The 19504-nt window shown below is 27.3% G+C and carries 19 protein-coding genes; 1 reads left to right on the top strand and 18 read right to left on the bottom strand.

Annotated features, from left to right (window positions below; genetic code table 11):
- Nucleotides 1-378: 378 nt before the first annotated feature.
- The 15 genes from CLPUN_RS25785 to CLPUN_RS25855 all read right to left on the bottom strand — a co-directional run bounded on the left by CLPUN_RS25785 (nt 379) and on the right by CLPUN_RS25855 (nt 15120).
- Nucleotides 379-2439, bottom strand: coding sequence for a M13 family metallopeptidase (locus CLPUN_RS25785; protein WP_077850053.1), 2061 nt, complete (start codon nt 2437-2439; stop codon nt 379-381).
- Nucleotides 2440-2716: 277 nt separating this feature from the next.
- Entirely contained in the window at nt 2717-2926 is a 210-nt protein-coding gene (locus tag CLPUN_RS25790; protein ID WP_077850054.1) for a DUF350 domain-containing protein, read from the bottom strand.
- A gap of 143 nt (nt 2927-3069) precedes the next feature.
- Entirely contained in the window at nt 3070-5538 is a 2469-nt protein-coding gene (locus CLPUN_RS25795) for a glutathionylspermidine synthase family protein (RefSeq protein ID WP_077850055.1), read from the bottom strand.
- 24 nt (nt 5539-5562) lie between these two features.
- Nucleotides 5563-5901 (bottom strand): hypothetical protein, encoded by a 339-nt coding sequence (locus CLPUN_RS25800; RefSeq protein WP_077850056.1) that lies wholly within the window; start codon nt 5899-5901, stop codon nt 5563-5565.
- 2 nt (nt 5902-5903) lie between these two features.
- Entirely contained in the window at nt 5904-6530 is a 627-nt protein-coding gene (locus tag CLPUN_RS25805; RefSeq protein WP_077850057.1) for a normocyte-binding protein, read from the bottom strand.
- Between the two features lie 6 nt (nt 6531-6536).
- A complete protein-coding gene (locus tag CLPUN_RS25810; protein WP_077850058.1) occupies nt 6537-6920 on the bottom strand; it encodes a hypothetical protein in 384 nt (127 codons plus the stop codon).
- 157 nt (nt 6921-7077) lie between these two features.
- Complete coding sequence (locus tag CLPUN_RS25815; protein ID WP_077850059.1) at nt 7078-7731, bottom strand: protein kinase family protein; 654 nt, start codon at nt 7729-7731, stop codon at nt 7078-7080.
- 211 nt (nt 7732-7942) lie between these two features.
- Nucleotides 7943-9004, bottom strand: coding sequence for an N-acetylmuramoyl-L-alanine amidase family protein (locus tag CLPUN_RS25820; protein ID WP_077850060.1), 1062 nt, complete (start codon nt 9002-9004; stop codon nt 7943-7945).
- Between the two features lie 445 nt (nt 9005-9449).
- Nucleotides 9450-10910 (bottom strand): MDR family MFS transporter, encoded by a 1461-nt coding sequence (locus CLPUN_RS25825; RefSeq protein WP_077850061.1) that lies wholly within the window; start codon nt 10908-10910, stop codon nt 9450-9452.
- Nucleotides 10911-11500: 590 nt separating this feature from the next.
- Nucleotides 11501-12064 carry a 5' nucleotidase, NT5C type gene (locus tag CLPUN_RS25830; RefSeq protein ID WP_077850062.1) on the bottom strand — a complete coding sequence of 188 codons (564 nt, stop codon included), beginning with the start codon at nt 12062-12064 and terminating at the stop codon, nt 11501-11503.
- A 30-nt stretch (nt 12065-12094) separates the two neighbouring features.
- The gene (locus CLPUN_RS25835) at nt 12095-12517 is read right to left on the bottom strand and encodes a cytidine deaminase (RefSeq protein WP_077850063.1); all 423 of its coding nucleotides are present in this window, start codon (nt 12515-12517) and stop codon (nt 12095-12097) included.
- Nucleotides 12518-12773: 256 nt separating this feature from the next.
- Nucleotides 12774-13052 (bottom strand): hypothetical protein, encoded by a 279-nt coding sequence (locus CLPUN_RS25840; RefSeq protein ID WP_077850064.1) that lies wholly within the window; start codon nt 13050-13052, stop codon nt 12774-12776.
- Between the two features lie 266 nt (nt 13053-13318).
- Nucleotides 13319-13726, bottom strand: coding sequence for a DUF2000 domain-containing protein (locus CLPUN_RS25845; protein WP_077850065.1), 408 nt, complete (start codon nt 13724-13726; stop codon nt 13319-13321).
- A 15-nt stretch (nt 13727-13741) separates the two neighbouring features.
- Entirely contained in the window at nt 13742-14518 is a 777-nt protein-coding gene (locus tag CLPUN_RS25850) for an AraC family transcriptional regulator (protein ID WP_077850066.1), read from the bottom strand.
- 5 nt (nt 14519-14523) lie between these two features.
- A complete protein-coding gene (locus tag CLPUN_RS25855) occupies nt 14524-15120 on the bottom strand; it encodes a LysE family translocator (protein WP_077850067.1) in 597 nt (198 codons plus the stop codon).
- Nucleotides 15121-15357: 237 nt separating this feature from the next.
- Here CLPUN_RS25855 and CLPUN_RS27875 point away from each other — a divergent pair, with 237 nt between their 5' ends.
- On the top strand, nt 15358-15609 hold the full coding sequence (locus tag CLPUN_RS27875; RefSeq protein WP_077850068.1) for a hypothetical protein: 252 nt from the start codon (nt 15358-15360) through the stop codon (nt 15607-15609).
- A gap of 69 nt (nt 15610-15678) precedes the next feature.
- Here the strand turns inward: CLPUN_RS27875 and CLPUN_RS25865 are convergent, their stop codons facing one another.
- The 3 genes from CLPUN_RS25865 to CLPUN_RS27320 form a co-directional block, all read right to left on the bottom strand.
- A complete protein-coding gene (locus tag CLPUN_RS25865; RefSeq protein WP_077850069.1) occupies nt 15679-16197 on the bottom strand; it encodes a beta-barrel domain-containing protein in 519 nt (172 codons plus the stop codon).
- A 12-nt stretch (nt 16198-16209) separates the two neighbouring features.
- Nucleotides 16210-18405 carry a peptidase domain-containing ABC transporter gene (locus CLPUN_RS25870; RefSeq protein WP_077850070.1) on the bottom strand — a complete coding sequence of 732 codons (2196 nt, stop codon included), beginning with the start codon at nt 18403-18405 and terminating at the stop codon, nt 16210-16212.
- A 151-nt stretch (nt 18406-18556) separates the two neighbouring features.
- The gene (locus tag CLPUN_RS27320; RefSeq protein ID WP_143329133.1) at nt 18557-18733 is read right to left on the bottom strand and encodes a hypothetical protein; all 177 of its coding nucleotides are present in this window, start codon (nt 18731-18733) and stop codon (nt 18557-18559) included.
- Between the last annotated feature and the right edge of the window lie 771 nt (nt 18734-19504).

Here is a 19504-nt window from a genome sequence, read left to right on the forward strand (position 1 = left end):
AGCACGCCGCCAGCGTTCGTCCTGAGCCAGGATCAAACTCTCAATTAAAAGTTTAATCTTAGCTTACTCAAATAAAAATTGCTGGTTTACTTAAATGTACTTATATATTCTGTTCAATTTTCAAAGATCTTGCTGCTCTCAAGCAACTCATTCATCTTATCATCTACTCAAGTTAATGTCAACACTTTTTTTCTTTTTCAGCATTTTTCATCAACTTCCGTGACAACAGAATTTATTATATCATCATATATTCTATCTACTTTTTATTCTGACTGATTTTTTAGGAATTATTCTTCATTTAATCTATTTTTCTTAATATTTCTCAATTATTCATAACGTGATACGCTAGGTAATGTTTTATGAGTAAAAAACTGATTTTTACCATATTCCAACTCTATCCTCTGGATTTACGTACATTTTATCTCCCTTTTTTATATTATAAGTTTTATAAAATTCTTCAAATTGTGATAAAACTGCATTTACTCTAATTTTTTTAGGGGCATGAGGATCGTTTTTTAATAAATATTCTCTTAATTCTTTTGTCGAAACTTCTCTCCAGATTGTTGCATAATTTTCAAATAGCTCCTTTAAATTAGGATTTTCTATCTTTTTTACTATATCTAAAACACAGGCGATTCCGCCCAAGTCACTTATGTTTTCTCCAACTGTTAAAAAACCATCTACAATTTTTCCATCACTTGTTTCTAACTGAGAATAGTAATCTATTACCTTTTTACTTCTACTAGTAAATTCCTTATAATCATTAGTATTCCACCAATTTTTCAATTTTCCTGTTTCATCAAATTGAGCTCCTGTGTTATCAAAAGCATGAGTAAGCTCGTGGCCTATAATAACTCCAATCCCTCCAAGATTTTTTTCTTTGCTTACATTTTTATCATAAAACGGAGCCTGTAATATACCTGCTGGAAATACAATTTCATTATTTAATGCATTATAATATGCATTCACTGTGCAAGCTCCCATGTTCCATTCACTTTTATTAACTGGCTTATTTAATTTAGAAAATTCTTTTTTACTTTGTGAAGTATAAATACTTATTACATTTTCAATTAAATTGCCACCTTCATTATAAGAATTAATTTTTATATCACTGTAATCATTCCATTTATCAGGATAACCTACTTTTACGTTAATAGTTTTTAATTTGTTAAGTGCCTTATTTTTTGTAACTTTCCCCATCCATGAAATATTTTTTAACCTTTTTTGAAAATTTTCTATTATTTCTTTTGATATATTTTCTACATCTGTTTTCGAAGCCTTATCAAAATATTTATTAACATATATTCTACTTACTATTTCATTTAACTGGCCATTTATAAATTTAATTCCACACCCTTCATTAAATTCGATAGTGTCAACTCCATAAAATATTTTTCTTAATTGATTACTAGCTTCTCTGTGTTCAGACGTTAATAAATTATCTGTACTTAACAATACACTTGTTTTTAGGAATCTTTTTATACTGTCTATATTGTCTTCAATTAGTAAGGAATCAATTAGTTTTAACACCTCGGGATTTTCTACTATTATTTTATTGGGAGTTTCTATTTCTAGTTTAGATAATAATTTAGTAAACTCTATATTCGGTACAAACTTTTCTAACTGTTTCATAGTATATGTATTGTAGGATTTTTGTATTCTCTTTTCATCTTTAGCCTCTTCTTCATATGAGGGAATATTTATAGAAATGCTCTTTTCAATATCATAAAAATTTTCAGCATTTTTTCTTGCTTCTGCTGCATCCTCCCCATATAAGATATGTAACTTAGCTAAATAATCTATATAAACTTTTTGTATATCTTTGTTTTTATCTCTATATTCTTTATAGTAAAACGAATTTCCTAAACCAAGATTGTTACGAGTTATATATAAAATATTTTTATTGCTGTCTTTATAATCTGCACCAACATCTAAATTAATTAAGCCTTGAAAATATGAAAATTCACTATCACTTAAAATTTCTTTTAAATCACTTATATTAGATATGTTATTTATTTTTTTCACATACTTTTCTATAGGCTTTATTCCTAACTCATTTCTTTTTTCCATATTTAAATAGTTATTATATAAATTTAATACCTTAACTTCATCACTATTTTTATCATAAGTATCTTTATTTTTTTGTATGTCTGTTATTATGTTATATATATCATTATCTACTTTCCCGCATACTTCTTCAAATGTCCCATAGGAAATATTTCCTTCTTGAAGCTTTACATTTGATAACCATTCTTTATTTATAGCATTGTAAAAATCATCTTGTAATCTAATTTTTTCGTTTGTTTCTATTTGATTAGAATTTGAACTATAATTACTACTAATAACTGAACTATATACAGAATTATTTAAAGTGACTGATATACTTAAAATTAATATTACTGTTAGTAATGTTATTTTCTTTAGTAAATTGTTTTTCATAATCCCCCTCCTTTACCTTTTTTCTCTTTACTTACTATATTTAAAATTAATAGTTTTTTATAAAAACTTAAACATAAAAAAATCATGTATTTAACAATATTTTTTATTAATAATTCTCTAGTAGTATTATTTAATTTATTGACATAAATAATACATGATTTTAAAAAAATAAAACAAAAAAACACCCTTGCAATATATCTTTTCTTTCAAAGGTGTTTTTATTTACAATTTTATTAATCAAAACATACTAAATAATTACTCTTAAGTAAAATCTAAGTTAAGATACTACTCCTGCAATTATAATCCCAATAGCAATCATAAATCCTGCTATAACAATTGCCATAGCAACATTCTTATCTTTTAATTCTTGATTAAAGTCTAATTTTGTTAATACTAGATCAAAAAACCAGTATCCAAAAACTAAAAGTGCAATTCCTATAAACCCGAATATAATACTTATTCCAATATTAGTTAAAACATTATTCATTAAAATTTTCCTCCTCATTATTTATTTGCTAGAAACTCAACTCGCATTAGCGCACCGAGTAACTTCGAATAACAAAATCATAGATTTCACTGTGTAAAAGTTCCGCTAATCAAATACAAAATTAAGAGCATTCCTTTTGATTTTTATTTGATATATGTAGACATATATATAGCATTCTTATTAGTTATAAAATTTCCCATTCTTGTAAATACTCCAGATGGTTTGCCACCCGTTACATATAACCCTATTACTGGGAATTGGTATTTATCTTCTTCTTTTATTGTTGAATAAACTCTTTCATATAAAGGTTTAATATTAACTCTATCTTGAAATATAATATCTTCCCTTTGTTTAAAATTTCCATTATAGCTTAATTCAACACCAGAACCTTCTCGTGAAAGATATGGTTTAACTACAAAATCAAAAGAAAGTTTATTATCTAACTCTAGACATGTATAAGGTATATATTTAGAAATGAATTTTTCATCTTCTATGTTAAAAAATCCTTTTCCAACAAGCTCATGAATTACCGCAAAAAGTGCTTTAGATTGAGTTATTAATGTATGTCCAGGATTTATCAAATAGTCTCCAGAATTTAAAGGAGCAATGATCTTTTTCATTTCCTCTTCATAATAAAACCAATCTAACGGATAATGTCTATACAATGCATGAATTTCCTCTCCATATAGATAAAGTCTATTATCAGTTACCTTCAAATCATATATATTTCCAAATATAATATTATATTCTCTTAACTCCTCTAATATTTTAGCTATGATTTTAGTTGTGTATATATCTTCATAATACCAAGAAGTTACAACTGCAATATTTTTAATGGTTTTATTTCTTTTAAAATCTTTTAGTATTGAATTAAATGATTCTCTTATACACTCCCTAAGATTTTTATTCAAATCTTCATATTCAATGTTAAGCTTTTCTTTTATTATAGTACTTATTCCTATAGCTTCAACTAAACCAGCTGGAGTTTCCGAATTAAACTCTAAAATTTTTAAATCTCCATTGTTATCTACTGCAAAATCTATTCTCCCCAAAGCACAAAGTTCATTTGTTAATGAGGTAGAAACTAGTTTATAAAGTTCTTCTGGTATTCCTAATATTGGTCCAAAAAGATTCATATTTTTTTGGATATAAGGATATATTCTTTTTAGTATTTCACAAAATTTATAACCTGTACTTAACATTTCTTCGTATAAATTTTCTTTTATAATTAATGAATCTAAAGATATATATTCATTAATATTTGTATATTCACCAGTAAAGTTATATTTAAATGCAGCCTCTTCTAATACATCTTCCAAAAGCTCTTTTCTATTACTTAAATTAGGTGTTCTTATTGAAATAGGGAATGATTTAACACCAAGAGGACACATCCAAGTGTAATTGTCATTAGTCAAGAAATCTTTACTCCATCTAACCAAAAATCCTTGTGTCTTATATTTTATCATATAAACACCAAAATTTCCAAAGGCTAGTGTCGGAATATTCATATTATAAGCACTTGGTTTATAAGTATATTCTTGTTTAATATTTATTAAATCCTGTCTTATATGTATCTTATTACTCTCAGAGACAATTTTGATTTTGTCTTCCCACTTTTTCTGTGTATAAAGCTTACCTATATAAACTTCTTGGCTATACCTTCCTAAAGAAGATTTGACAACATATTTATCTTTATTTTTTATTACCTCTTCTATATAATTGGATTTTAGTATTTCAGTATAAGGAATACATTTACTAATTACATCTTTATCTTCTAAAGAAAGAAGCTTAGAGTCCTCTTTTACTAAATTCCACAAGTAAGCAAAAAATCCTTTTGCTTGAATTGCAATAATTCTAGGATCATTTATTAATAAAACCTTCCCTTTATCAACACATTCTAATATTTCATTTATATTAGAAATTTCATAAAAAAACTCTGTAGGAAATAATCTTAAAACTATTGGTAACTTAATATTAGAATATCCATAAACCTGTTCATCTTTAACTGATAAATTACTTGGTCCTACCTGTACTATATTAATATTAGTATTTTTTAAAATATGCTTAAAATAATAACTATGATGTAATTCTTCATAGTGACAAGGATCCATTAAAAAACCAACATTAATCTTTTCTTCTGAATTTTTCATAGAAGAATAATTCCAACAGATTTCTAATAATTCCTTAATAATATTATCCATAAATTCTGCATTTAAGTTTCCCTCAAAATCACATTTTCCCGCCAGATGCATTTCCTTTTGTCCACAAGGTTTATCATAATTAAATTCAGCAAAATAAATATTATTTTGCTCATCCCTAAAGGTATCATATCTTGTCCAAAACATAGGTGCTATGGGACATTTCAAATTGAATATTTTATCTTTAAACTGAAAATCATCAAAATAATCTAATAATTCCTTATGTATATCTGTAATACCTTGTAATATATTTAAAGAAATTCTATTTATTTTTTCACTATAAAACACCATCTTTTCATAAGTTTCTTCATCAAAATAGAAAGGTATTTGTGAATGGACATACTCTTCCCCTAGAGAACTTACCATATAATTATTAAATAAAACATCCTCAGTATATTTAATTTGTTTTTCCATGGAGTAACTCACTTCCTATACCAATTAACTAGATGAACTTCCACCCTTTGAGCCAGAATAACCTGAAGATTTCCCACTTGAGGAACTTGTTATACCGCTTTTACTGCTACTTGATGAATCACTATTTATAGACGAACCATCACTTGAGGACTTTGAACTTGATGAACCTCCACTAAAACCATGCCAACCTCCATAGTATCCTCCTCCACCAGATCCACCTCCATTTTTTTCCTCATCTTTTTTTTCTTGAGGGTTATAACATCCTGCAATCCCTAATGGTCCACTAACTAAAAATGCTGTAGCTACAGCTATAGATAATGCTCTTTTTTTATTTTCTTTTACTATTTCCCTAAAATCTTTCATTATTATATCACCTTTATTATTTCTACCCTTATATCTTTACTTATAAAATTTACATAATCCTTTAAATCTTCTTTAATATTATCTTTAGTTAAGATAATCACTTGGCTATACCCTAATTCTTTTAACATATTAACATATGGCAGATCATCTTCCCCTATACCATATTGATTGTTTAACTTATTGCTAGAATCATCAATACCAGCTTCCTCATTATATCTATCATAAGGAATCATCATAATAAACTTATCTGTGTTTATTTTTTTTAATTTTAATCCATTATTAATTAATTTATTGATGTTGTCTTTACTCCCTATTATTCCAAATGGATGAAATAATAGATTAATATTTAAAATTGGCTTTATAGAATATTCATTATTTAAAACTAAAGCTAAGTTCAAAATTTCTTTGAGGAGTAGATCCACAATAAGAAAATTGTTTTCATTCAAATTTTCTATAATGATATCTATTGCTTTTTGATCATATTTAATTAGGTTTTCTTCCTCAATTTCAAAATCATCATATGTCTGTAATGAAACAAATGGTGTGCTCCTAAAAAATCCTTGAAACGGTCCTAAATTTGACTTCCATGTTCTATAGATATTTCGTAAATCTATTTCCTGTAGATTCATATAATCCTACCTTTCATATGTTACAGCATAAATTCCATCTAGTGATATACTTTGTTTAAAACCATCATGAGCTATAAATACAAAATGACTATCTCCACATTCATTTTCACATACTTCTCCCATAAAACTAATTTCCGGTGTAGAATTTTGCCAAGATTTAATACTTGAATAAATATTAATTTCTTTCGCATAAGATAAAAATCCATAAGAAAGTTTATATATGACTGCAAAATTGTTCTTTAGAGAAAATATCTGTCTATAACTTTTATGATCAATAACTGTATTAATTACTAAAACTCCATTATATATAGAATTAACATCACCCTCAATAATTTCTGTAGGTTTGTCATCAAACCATTCCTCATAAGTCTTATAAATATAAATTTCCATTCTTACCTCACACTTGTTCTGTAATCTTAAATTTATAATAATATTATAGTATATTATTTTACAATTACATACTATAAGTTATAATATTTACAACTTTCTACAATAATGTATACATAATATTTGTAAAACTATTTTGTTAAAAACCCTCATTTACAACTCATTCTTGATTTCTATTTCTTCGCTTAAATAGCCTATAACCTCTTCTAATTATATTTAAATAAAACTCAGGAATAGCAGGATGATGTTTGTAAAATAAAGGAATATATATTTTATAATACGCTTTCTTAAAATGTTTCCATAAAACACATTTTTCAGATTTAGTAAAATCAGATATATCAACAACTACGCCTCTGCCTTCAACTATCATAACATTCTTAGCATGTACATCATGAGGATTTAATCCTAGACTTTGGGCATATTTAAGCGCTTCATCTATATCCTTAATAACACTTTCTGAAATTTGTATTCCTTCATTTATACAGGAGTATAATGTTTTTCCTTTGAGCCTCTTAAGTATTAAGTAATTCTCAGTATAATAAAAACATTCTGAATAAGATGGATGACTTTTTATTTTGCTGTATACTTCAATTTCTTCTTTAATTCCAGCTCTTCCTTGTGCATATATTTTTACAACATATTCAGGGAAATCAGGATGAGTTAAACCTGCCGCATAATTTCCAACTCCAAGTAATATCCATGGTTGTGGAACATAATCTACAACGATTGGCTCAAAGGAGCATACACTTTTCATATCTATATTAGGTAAAAGTTTATTATCAACATAGTTAATTAGATTAGCCACTTCCCTCATATTAACACCACCTATATGCCTTTATTGTAAAACTTTAAAATCTAATACCAGTATTGTTTTATTAAACTTTCGTATAAATTGACTATAATAGTAATATTTTATTGGCTCAATTATAACATAAATTGCATAATTGATCTTGATCTTAGGATTTAATTCAATATAATAAAGCTGAAAACTATATAAAATCTAGCTTTCAGCTCTTAAAATTTATTTAATTACTTCGTATCCCATTTTCATTTACTTTATAACCATCAGGTGTTGTACAGTTTACATACAACTGTCCATCTTCATTAAATCCATAGTATGATCTATTTATTAAAAGCCAAAATGGTTTATCTTTTTCTCCTCTTACTCTCATGCAATTTGAATCTAAATAATACTTATGTCCATTAGTTGGATCTGTATACCAGTTATTATCAAGCGCATATCCTGTTGAATTAAAAATGTACCATTGTCCATTTATATATTTCCATCCATTATCTGCTGTATAATAATATCCATTATTTACATCAGTGCAATACCACCAGCCTACATTATTTTGATTCCATCCTAATTTGCTCTTATTTAAACAATGCACTATTCCATTGTATAAACCATTTGCTAATTGATTTTGATAGGTATAATCATTTAGCAGCCTATCTTCTTCTGGATTAGACATAAATCCCATCTCCACTAACACTACGGGAACCTTAGACCAATTAAATCCCGTTAAATCACTTCTTTCCACTACACCTCTGTTATCCATTCCAACATTTGAAACTAAATCATTTAGTATAATTTGTCCATATTCCGCACTTATACTGCTTATATTACTAGCATATCCTACTGGTGCTGGAACAAGCATTGATGCACCAGCTATACTTTGATTATCCATTCCATCACAATGTATTCTAATAACTAAATCTGCATTATTATTATTTCCAACTTCTGCTCTTTCAATATTTCCAGGAGCTTCAGACGTTTGAGTTTTTGTCATTATAACAGTATAATTCTTTTGCTCCAATAAAGCTTTTAGTTTTTCTGCCACTTTTAATGTAACAACGTACTCTGGAACTCCAGTTGTAATCCCTTCTGTTCCTCCACCATCCTTTATTTTAGTAATGCTAGAATCTGGCGATTGAAGTTCATATCCCCTGTTGCCACCAACTCCATGTCCTGGATCAATAACAACTACCTTTTTTGCTGATGAAAATGCTGTTTGATTATTAGGAACAAATACCATAGATGCTGTAAAAACAACCACTGCTAAAAAAACTGTTAATAATCTTTTCATTTCTTCCTCCATTCTAGTAATTTAAAACTATGTAATTATATTATTATGTAATTTAAATATATAATACTTATCTTGCAAACCTTATATTTAGTTTGTTGTTAATAATTATAAATATAATTAAGCAATATACATTAGCTATGGTATGTTTGTTATCCATTTAAAATTTTATCATTTTGCATAATTAATTTCTATTTATTTCTTCATAATTTATGATAACAAATTTGTATCTTTTAAATTTCTTATTCCCTTTAGTAAAAATCCAAAAACAAATTGAATCTTATCGATTAATTCTACAGAAATTACTTTTTTACTTTATCCTTTAAAAATAAAAGCTTGTTAATTTTCTACTAAATTCTTAATAACAAAATATTAAATAAAACAGAAAACCTGACACCTAGACTCATTTGGTCTAATCGGTGTCAGGTTTACATACTAATCCAAATATTTACGCTGCTATCTTAAATTTATTTTCTATTTTGGGCATTATTATTGATAAAATTAAAGATAAAATAGATATCATTATAAGTATTATAAATAGAACATGCAAAGAACTGTTTAAGGAAAGTTTTATCTGTTCAATGCTAATAGCAGTGTTAGCTATCGAGGAATTATATAAATTACTTGGGTCTACTCCATTTATACCTAACTCAGTAAAGTATTTAACTATATATGAGTTAAATATACTTCCAAATACACTTACACCAATTGTCTGGCCTAATGTTCTAAGAAGTGAATTAGCAGCAGTTGCAGCACCTCTTTTGTTATATTCTACAGATTCTTGAACAATTATAGTTAAAGTTGTGAAAGCTCCACCAAATCCAAAGCCCATTATAGATACATAACCTAACACTAATAATAATGAAGAATTTATACCTAAGGTAGTTATTAATATTGCGCTAATAACTAAAATAAAATTAGATATTAATATTACTACTTTTGCTCCATACTTTACTATACATTTTCCTAAGATTATTGAAGCTATAAGCCATGCAACTGACATCGGAGCCAGAGCTAATCCTGATATCTTGGCGCTAAAACCGAGTACATTTTGCATGTATATTGTCAAATAAACATTTGAACCTATTAAAACAGCTGAAGCTAAAAAACTCACTAAATTTACAATTGTGCTTATCTTTGTAAATATGTCAAAAGGGAAAATCGGCTCTTTTGCATTTCTCTCTATTTTATAGAATGCAATTAGCAGTATAATAGTTATCAAAAGTGATATCACAGTAAATATGTTATGATTAAAACTTATGGTTTCAGTTGATATAAAAATATTTAAAAATATACTCATTGCCATAGATAAAGTAATAATTCCTGCAAAATCTATATTATGCTTTGTCTTCTTAAGGTTTTCCTTTAGATTTCTTTGAATAAGTATAACTGATAATATCCCAAAAGGAATATTTATAAAAAATATCCAATGCCAAGACAACATATCTATTAGAATTCCACCAAAAAGTGGACCTATAAGACTTGCAATTCCCCACACTGTACCTATAAGCCCTTGAACCTTTGGTCTTTCATCTAGAGTAAATACATCTCCAATGATTGTATATGTAACTGTAAATATTGCCCCTGCACCTATACCTTGAATTGCACGGAATCCAATTAACATATACATATTCTGTGATAATCCGCACAAAAAGCTTCCTATTAAAAATATCATTATTCCAATTGAAAGTATATCTTTTCTTCCATATAAGTCTGATAGTTTACCATATATAGGTGTAGAAATTGCAGAAGTTAATAAATATACCGAAAAAACTGAACTAATAATTTCAAATCCCTGCAAATCCTTTACTATAGTTGGAATAGCTGTAGTTACAACCGTTCCTTCAACTGCTCCTAAAAACATTGCTACCATTAATGCTATAACTATATTTCTTTTTCTATAATTCATTTTTTTAATCACTTCCTTATTAAATTCTTTGCTCAAATTTATTAATTAGATTTTATAATTATATATTCATTAAACCATTTATACAACATAATAAGGATTCAACTTTTACTTGATATTAATATATCAAAGATGAGTTTTTAAATAATTCTGAAAATAAGTTCTTGTAAAAAATTTATTTTAATTTTCCTCTATTGCCACGATTCTGACATAATAGCATACTATAATAAATTTATAATATTGATAAAGTTTTTTGAAAAATATCTCCTTATTAAATAATAAATAGTAGCATTCATATCCCCGTATGTATGTTACTATTTATTTTATTAACGCCTAGCAAAATCATTTCCGCCGCCAATAATTTACAATTGAATGCTTTTTGATTTATAGCTTTAGACTCATTTCATATTAACAAATTTATTTTTAAATTTTAACCATTTTCTGTTTCTAGTCGTGTAATATTTAAAATTACAACTTATATAATCAAACATCTAAATTACCTCACTTGGTATTAGAATTATTCAGAAAAAAAATATCACAAATCCATTTTCTGAATAATGTGATATTTGAATCTTCTGTTTATTTTTATGAAATTACAGCAATAACTTTTCAACTTCTCTCCAGTCAAGACACCTTTGTCCTGTCCAATTTTTATTCCACTCATATTCCTTCCCAAAACATATTTTTAATTTGGCATTACTACTTAGAAGATTCTCTGAATGATCATCAATAAATATTGAATCTTCCATATTTACAATACTTTTGTCAGTCTTTATTCCTTGGCTTTTCACAATATTAGAAATTAATATAACATTATTTATAAAAGATAGATTCGCTCTGATCCATTTTGCCTTAAGAGAAATATTATCTAAAGTTCCAATTGAGCAAATTGCCAATTCATATTTACTCCCTAATCTTTCAATAACCTCTTTAGCATAAGGCATAAATTCTAAATGTTTAAAAAACTCTCCGCTTGAAAATATATCTTCTTGATGTTCTACTAAATTACATTGGTCCTTAAGATCATATCTATTCACTTTACTATGATTAGCCTTTATAAATCCATCTTGTTCTTTGTAAAGTAAATTGTACACGTTACAATATGTTTTAACTGAATCTGAAATAGTGCAATCAAAATCTATGAAAATTTTATTCATTAGTTATTTTCTCAACCTTTCAATATATATTCATTCTAAATCTTTACTAGTAAATGCGAAAGGAAGAATTTCTTCTAATGTATGTTCTAGATATTCTTCCGTGCTTTTAGCAATAATCACTTTAAAAGTTTTTAAATTGCAGAACTCTGCCATAACTTGTCTACATACTGCACAAGGCGCACAAAAATCTCCATCTCCAGGTTTTACTCCTTTTTTATTACCTGCTACTGCTATAGCCGTAAAATCTTTTTTCCCTTCAGAAATTGCTTTAAAGAAAGCTGTTCTTTCTGCACAGTTTGTAGGTGTAAGTGCTGCATTCTCTATATTACATCCTTGATATATTGTCCCATCAACACAAAGTAAAGCTGCACCTACATTAAAATTAGAGTACGGAGTATAGCAAAACTTTTGTGCTTCAAATGCTTTTTCTATTAATATTTTTGCATCTATCATATTTCATTACCAATACCTTCTCAAAAATTCTAATATATTACTATATATTAAAGAAATACATTCTATCATTATTGTATAAAAGTATAAAGATAATTTTATACAATATTCATAAAGTATATGATGCTGCAAATACTGCTGTTAATTATAACACAAATTGCGAATATCATATTATTCACTAGACATGTATCACCTTAGCTATGCTTGTGAAATAAATAAATTATCATTGCATTTATACTAAAAAGGGGCTAAAGTTATCTTAAATCTCATCATCATTATCTAAACTTTTAGTTTTGTCAAAAGAATAAAACCTGTAATACATTTCTACAAAGTTTATCCCTATAAACAATTCAAATAACTTACTTAAAAATAAGCCAAATATGATTCCAGGCACCATAATTAAAATTGACGCTATACTTCCTATTCTACTATTAGGATTTCCACTGAGCATTAGAATTAACATAGAAAGAAAAATCTGAATTACCAAAATGCAAATAACAATTAAAACAAGAGTACGTACAATTTTTTCTGTTTTCATATAAAACACTCCTTCATTAATTAAAATATCCAACAAACCAAAAGCATATACAAAATTGTTCCTCCTGCAATTGAAATTAGTTCTAAAGTTGCATGTTTTCCACTAAATAAGCTTACACCGTTTAAACAATAAATTACCAGAATTCCTAATGCTGTTGAAGAATAGTGTAGAAAATATATAAATTTTTAAGGGAAGCCATTTTGACTTCCCTTAATTCACCTTTTAAGAAAAATACTTCTTAATAAGCACTATATTGCTCTACTTATCTAATCGTGTAATTTAAGTCCTTTTGTCAGCCTATCAATATGATTCTTCTTGTCTATCATTCCAATACCTACAAGGTTTAGGTCATCAGTTTTATACTCTGCAACTTTTGCACGATTGTCCGTGTCATTATAGGTATTGAAAATTTCTTCGGTATAGATAGTCATCTTAACTTCTTTAGTAATAGCCTTTTTAAGTAACTCTTTCAACTCCTGATTACTTGCAGAATAAATCATAATGGGTTGTTGTGACATCGGCAAGTAAACTACTCCGTCACCATCAACATAAGGTTCTCCGATAATATTTTGAGTCCCGCCAATTCCGCTCATTAAAAATGCTGTAACATTTAGTTTTTGCCATACCAAAAGGTCATGTCTGATTATAACTACTATCTTGTTAACAACTTCCATCTTAAAAATTCCTCCTCAATTTAAGTGTGACATATATTCAAATGCTGTTATCCCATATATGCTTTTAAAATATTTATTTAAATGCGTTAAATCAACAAAACCACATTCTACTACTGCTGAATAAACATCTCTGTTTTTCTCTATTAACTTTTTTGCAAGCTCTACCTTACAGTTAAGAAAATACTGATATGGTGAAATTCCAGTATTGGCTTTAAATAATCTGATAAACTGAAATTTTGACATATTAAGTTCTTTACAAATATCATCAAGTCTTAATACATTTTCTAAGTTACAATGAATCATATCCTTTGCTTTTCTGATTAAAGTATCCTCTCTCTTGTAACTTATACAAAGATTAGTTTGAGTAAAGCTATCTGCAAGAGATAAAAGTAATTCACTGCACAATGCCTCATCTTTTTCTGTTAATATTGCATTAGAAAGACTTAATATTTGTTGTTCAATTCTGTAATCATACATAATAGGAGAAGAAAAACGGACTATATCCTTTTTTTCAAGAATCTCTAAAAATAATGTTGGCTCAATATATAGCATAACATAATCAATACCTGTCTTATCATGTGCCATTCCGTCATGTGGCTGTTCTGGATTAAAAAGCATAACACCATTTTTATATGATGATTGAAAACTTCCATCCAAGTTATACTGCTGAATACCACGCAATGTTACACCTAATGCATACTCTTTGTGAGAGTGCTTTTTATATTTGAAATCAGCAAAACTTGCTGATAACGCAGTAATACCTGCTGATTTTTTATATGTAAACTTATCCACATAAATCACCTCTTAATTAGTTCACCTACACCAGATACCATTATTGCAGAATAAACTAGAAATAATGCCATAATTATATTAGCAGTCTTTTGATGTTTCTGTAAAAATTCCTTAAAGATTGTACCAAAAAGTATCCATGTAATAAATGCCATAAATCCAATAATTGTTATGCTTGTAATAAATATCGCCAAAGTAGATGGTGTAGTGTAGTATGGCATAACAAAGCTTGGAATTACTGTCATTGTAAACAGCACGATCTTCGGATTTACAAACTGCATAAGGAAGCCAGACATAAAGGTTGCAGTTTGTTTTACAGTTGATTTTGATGTATCCATTTTATATATTTGATAAGCAAGATAGATAATATAAAGGCTTCCGATTATCTGCATAATAGGTAAAATTTTTGGTATTACCGCTATAAGTACAGTATTTAACATAGCTGAAATAACAAGTAATAAACCAAACGTAATAGTTGCTCCATATGTGTATTCCATTGCTTTTTTTGTCCCAAAATTATTTACTGCAGACAATATTACAATATTTGTAGGCCCAGGAGTAACTGTAACAATAATACAGTAAATAAGAAAAGATGTAATATTCATGGATCAAGCTCCTTTCAAAGTATTCTCATAAATTATACATCTAAGCTTAAATAGCATATAGTATATTATTGCAGCGTTACAATTTTATATTATAAAATAATGTTTCGCAATATCTACTATTATGAAAGGGTTCTAAAATGGCTTTTGTTGGGCAAATATCTTGGCATTTTGTACAATTTGCTGGACACTTGTTCTGCAATGTTGGTGTATCATATTCTAATTCTTTATCAATGACCGATGTCTAAACCATTACAATGGCATGCAAAAAAGCCATTAGAAATTGTAGCATCTGATATGACGAAAATACGTCAAGGTAATATAATGTATAAATGGATCTATATTTTAGATACTTTTAACAATGAGATTATTTCCCATCATATTTCTACAAAAGACAGGGATAAAAAACCTTATTATAAATGTCTTGAAGATCTAAAAATAAATGAAAAGGTTAGCTTGTACATTCAATTGAGTTTTTTCATAAGAATGTAAACTAACCACTAGCATCTAAAATAATACTTTAAAACTTGAATTTTAATTTGTATTTAAATGAGATAAATATCATCTTAATTTTTCTAATATATAATTGAAATATGATGTTTTATAACTGATTACACTAACTTTAGCTTCCATTCCATTTTTTATCTCTACAATATTTCCATTTTTATCATTAAGAACGTTACTATCGAGGATACAAGAAGCTGTGTAGTATTTTTTGCCATTGCTTTGATCAACTATTACATCATTACTTATACTATCTATTGTAGAATTTATCACACCATAATCATTTCTTGATAAAGATACTATTTCTATCTGAACCTCATCATTTTCTTTTATGCTTCCAATACTGATATTTTCAATATATATATTACAAACATTATTATTAGTATCTACTTCACCAAAAGCATTTATTGCAACATATTTTTCTGTATACAAAGACCATGTTACTATACAAATCAAAATGGCGATTATTATATAAATTATATATTTTAGAAACTTATATGAACATGAAGCTAAGTAGCCATTCATAAAACTTTTAGCATCTGTTAAATCTTCTAAGTTTTCAATTTTATATCTCACTTTAGCTTCCTCCTATATGCTATTGGACACTATTTTCTGTTCTTCATCATCTAATGTCTGTTCAGTCCATAATTTATAATAATATCCTTTTTTATTCAATAGTTCTCTATGGCTGCCTTCTTCAATTATTCTACCCTTATCCATAACATAAATCTTTTGACACTTTTTAATAGTGCTTAATCTATGAGCTATAATTATTGTAGTGACATTCTCTGTACATTCATCTAAAGTTCTTTGTATAGCTCGTTCAGTTATAGAATCAAGATTGGATGTTGCTTCATCCATTATTAATATTTCAGGTTTCTTTAATAATGCTCTTGCTATAGATAATCGCTGTCTCTGTCCCCCTGAAAGATTAGATCCCTTTTCCTCCAAAGGAGTTTTATATCTTAATGGCAAGCTTTCTATATAGTCATGCATCTGAGCTTTTTTACAAGCATCAATCATTTCTTCATAAGTTACACCATCACCTGCAAACTCTAGATTTTCTTTTATAGTTCCTGAAAAGAAAAAAGAATCCTGTGAAATATAGCTTATTTTACTCCTTAAAGTTTCTTTATTTATATCATTTATATCATAATTATTTAATATTATTTTTCCTTGCTTAACTTTATAAAATCCCATTAAAAGCTTAGCAATTGTTGTTTTTCCTGAACCACTTTCTCCTACTAAAGCAATTCTTTGTCCATTACTTATATTAATATTTATGTCATTTAAAACATTATCTCTAACTCCATATGCAAAATTCACATTTTTTAAACATATATTTCCGGCAAGAGTTTTAGGTCTTATACTTTCATCCTCAGATTTTTCTAATTCCAAATCTAATATTTCTCCCAATCTATCACTGGCAACTATTGCCCCCTGAAGCTGTGGTTGCAAGTTTATTAATCTTCCTATAGGCTGAATAAAATAAGCAAGAAGTGCATTAAAGCTTATAAGCTCTCCCATAGTAACTTCTCCTTTTAAAACAAGACTTCCTCCAAACCATAATAAACATATACCAAATCCTCCACTTACAACATCCATTAATGTTTCTTGTACATTATAAGTGCATCCATGTTTAAAACAGCTTTTCATAAACTTTAAAAATTTATTTTCTGTCTTCACCTGCACTAATCCTTCACCATTAAAAGCTTTTACAGTTTCTATACCTTCCAATGATTCAACTAAATAAGATGTTAGAGAAGCATTATCTTCCATAACTTTTCTATTAACTTTTTTTAATTTATTTTTAAATCCAAATACTAATACTAGATATAAAACTATTGGAACAAAACATGTGAAAAACAATTTCACGTTTTGAAGATATAAAATAACTCCACCTACAACTGCCATTAAAACATCAATCATTAAAGTTAATGTAACTGATGAAATAGCATTTCTTATCTTATCTCCATCATTAAATCTTGAAATAATTTCTCCTACTTTCCTTGTACCAAAAAAGTTCATAGGAAGTTTTATAACATGATTATAATATCCAAGCAGCAATGGAACATCTATGTTTTGAGCCATATATAATAACAGCATTTTTCTAAAAAAATCAGTTATTATTTTAAAGAACATTAATGTAAGCATGGCTATAGATACTGAATGTAAATTAACTCCAAGATTATTAGGTAATATATCATCTATCAAAAATTTATAATAAAATGAACCTGATATACCTAAAACTGTAATTAATATAGATGCTATAAATATGTTTAATAAAAGACCTTTTTGAACTTTTATAAGCCCCCAGAATCTTTGAAAAATTCCTTTTGTCTTATCTCCTTTCTCAAATTTGGCTGTAGGAGTTAAAAAAATTAAAACATCACTCCATATTTTAAAAAATTCTTCTGGTTTGTATTTAATCATTCCTCTTCCCGGATCAGCTACTAATATATATTTCTTTGTAATTTTATGTACTACAACAAAATGAAGCAATACATCATCTATAATGACATGTGCTATTAATGGAGTTGGAAGGTTATTAAATATTTCTTCTTTTTTAGATGTTCGTACCGCTTTTGTACTAAACCCTAATTTTTTAGAAGCTTGTGCAATTCCATAAACTGACGTTCCCTCTAAATCTGTTCCTGCAGCTTCCCTTATTTTTGATACAGAAAGCTTTAATCCATATTGTTTAGATATTGTCGCTAAACACGCAGGTCCACAATCTTGTATATCATGTTGTTTTACGCAATAATATTTTTTTAGTATACTCATAATTTCACCTTTTTTTATTTTTCATAATAATTAGCCACTTATTTTATTCAATTTTTGTAAGAAAAGCTGATTTCAAAATGAAATCAGCTTTTCATGCATAACAATTAAAATAGCAATATTAGATTGTTATATAATTACAATCACACTCTTACTACACTTCTTCTACAGTAGCCCTATAGCCTGGATAGTTTTTATTTACCCAACGTCTTGCTCCAGAATCTGAACTAAAACGTTGTGTTGCCAAAACATTACCAGATCTATCATAAACAGTAGCTTTCCATCCTCCTCCAAGAATTTGTTTTTGTTCTTCAATTGATAATTTTAACATTTAAATATCCTCCTTTTGTTTTTAGTTAGTAATTTATTACTATATTTACATATTATACCTAAGAAAAAAATTTTTCAAGTATTTTTGTATATTTTTTGAATTTATTATATTTATTTATTTAATTTTATAATACTTTATAATTATTATAAAATTGTAAATTTATGCATCTTATACTTAAAATCGTAATATATATAATCAGCTAAGGACATAAATTTATTAACCATCACTTTTAGATAAATAAATTATCTATTGTTTCTTATTTATCAATTCCAAGTTCTCCAAAGTAAAATCTAAATTTTAAATATAAAAAACAAGATCATCTATTGATTAAGACAACCTTGTTTTTACACCATAATTTCTTCTTGCCATAAACTTCCCTCCAAATTAAATTCAATATTTTTCAAATTACATCTGATATAATACTGTTATGGAATATATCTAATAAAATAATATATATAAACAATTATAGTGACATCTTTATACAATTAATATTTGCAGTTTCTTCTGCATATGCATCTACGACAATAATAAAACATTTTTCCCTAAACAACGTACTATATAACGACTTTGTGTCGCCCAATACTTATGGTTTGAGTTTTGATGTATGTAATATTAAATTATATATAAATGAGGATAAAACGGTGTGGAGTATACCCTATTTGATAGACACATAGAAAAGACGTTATAATAACAATAAAGAAGGATGTGTTTATCAAATGAGTAAGAGAAGAGAGTTTTCTGTAGAATATAAGAAAGAGATAATAAAATTAG

The organism is Clostridium puniceum (assembly GCF_002006345.1).
Lineage (GTDB): Bacteria > Bacillota > Clostridia > Clostridiales > Clostridiaceae > Clostridium > Clostridium puniceum.

Coding starts and splice junctions, on each gene's coding strand:
- CLPUN_RS25785 (WP_077850053.1), bottom strand. CDS start 2,439: ATGAAAAACAATTTACTAAAGAAAATAACATTACTAACAGTAATATTA.
- CLPUN_RS25790 (WP_077850054.1), bottom strand. CDS start 2,926: ATGAATAATGTTTTAACTAATATTGGAATAAGTATTATATTCGGGTTT.
- CLPUN_RS25795 (WP_077850055.1), bottom strand. CDS start 5,538: ATGGAAAAACAAATTAAATATACTGAGGATGTTTTATTTAATAATTAT.
- CLPUN_RS25800 (WP_077850056.1), bottom strand. CDS start 5,901: ATGAAAGATTTTAGGGAAATAGTAAAAGAAAATAAAAAAAGAGCATTA.
- CLPUN_RS25805 (WP_077850057.1), bottom strand. CDS start 6,530: ATGAATCTACAGGAAATAGATTTACGAAATATCTATAGAACATGGAAG.
- CLPUN_RS25810 (WP_077850058.1), bottom strand. CDS start 6,920: ATGGAAATTTATATTTATAAGACTTATGAGGAATGGTTTGATGACAAA.
- CLPUN_RS25815 (WP_077850059.1), bottom strand. CDS start 7,731: ATGAGGGAAGTGGCTAATCTAATTAACTATGTTGATAATAAACTTTTA.
- CLPUN_RS25820 (WP_077850060.1), bottom strand. CDS start 9,004: ATGAAAAGATTATTAACAGTTTTTTTAGCAGTGGTTGTTTTTACAGCA.
- CLPUN_RS25825 (WP_077850061.1), bottom strand. CDS start 10,910: ATGAATTATAGAAAAAGAAATATAGTTATAGCATTAATGGTAGCAATG.
- CLPUN_RS25830 (WP_077850062.1), bottom strand. CDS start 12,064: ATGAATAAAATTTTCATAGATTTTGATTGCACTATTTCAGATTCAGTT.
- CLPUN_RS25835 (WP_077850063.1), bottom strand. CDS start 12,517: ATGATAGATGCAAAAATATTAATAGAAAAAGCATTTGAAGCACAAAAG.
- CLPUN_RS25840 (WP_077850064.1), bottom strand. CDS start 13,052: ATGAAAACAGAAAAAATTGTACGTACTCTTGTTTTAATTGTTATTTGC.
- CLPUN_RS25845 (WP_077850065.1), bottom strand. CDS start 13,726: ATGGAAGTTGTTAACAAGATAGTAGTTATAATCAGACATGACCTTTTG.
- CLPUN_RS25855 (WP_077850067.1), bottom strand. CDS start 15,120: ATGAATATTACATCTTTTCTTATTTACTGTATTATTGTTACAGTTACT.
- CLPUN_RS27875 (WP_077850068.1), top strand. CDS start 15,358: ATGTCTAAACCATTACAATGGCATGCAAAAAAGCCATTAGAAATTGTA.
- CLPUN_RS25870 (WP_077850070.1), bottom strand. CDS start 18,405: ATGAGTATACTAAAAAAATATTATTGCGTAAAACAACATGATATACAA.
- CLPUN_RS27320 (WP_143329133.1), bottom strand. CDS start 18,733: ATGTTAAAATTATCAATTGAAGAACAAAAACAAATTCTTGGAGGAGGA.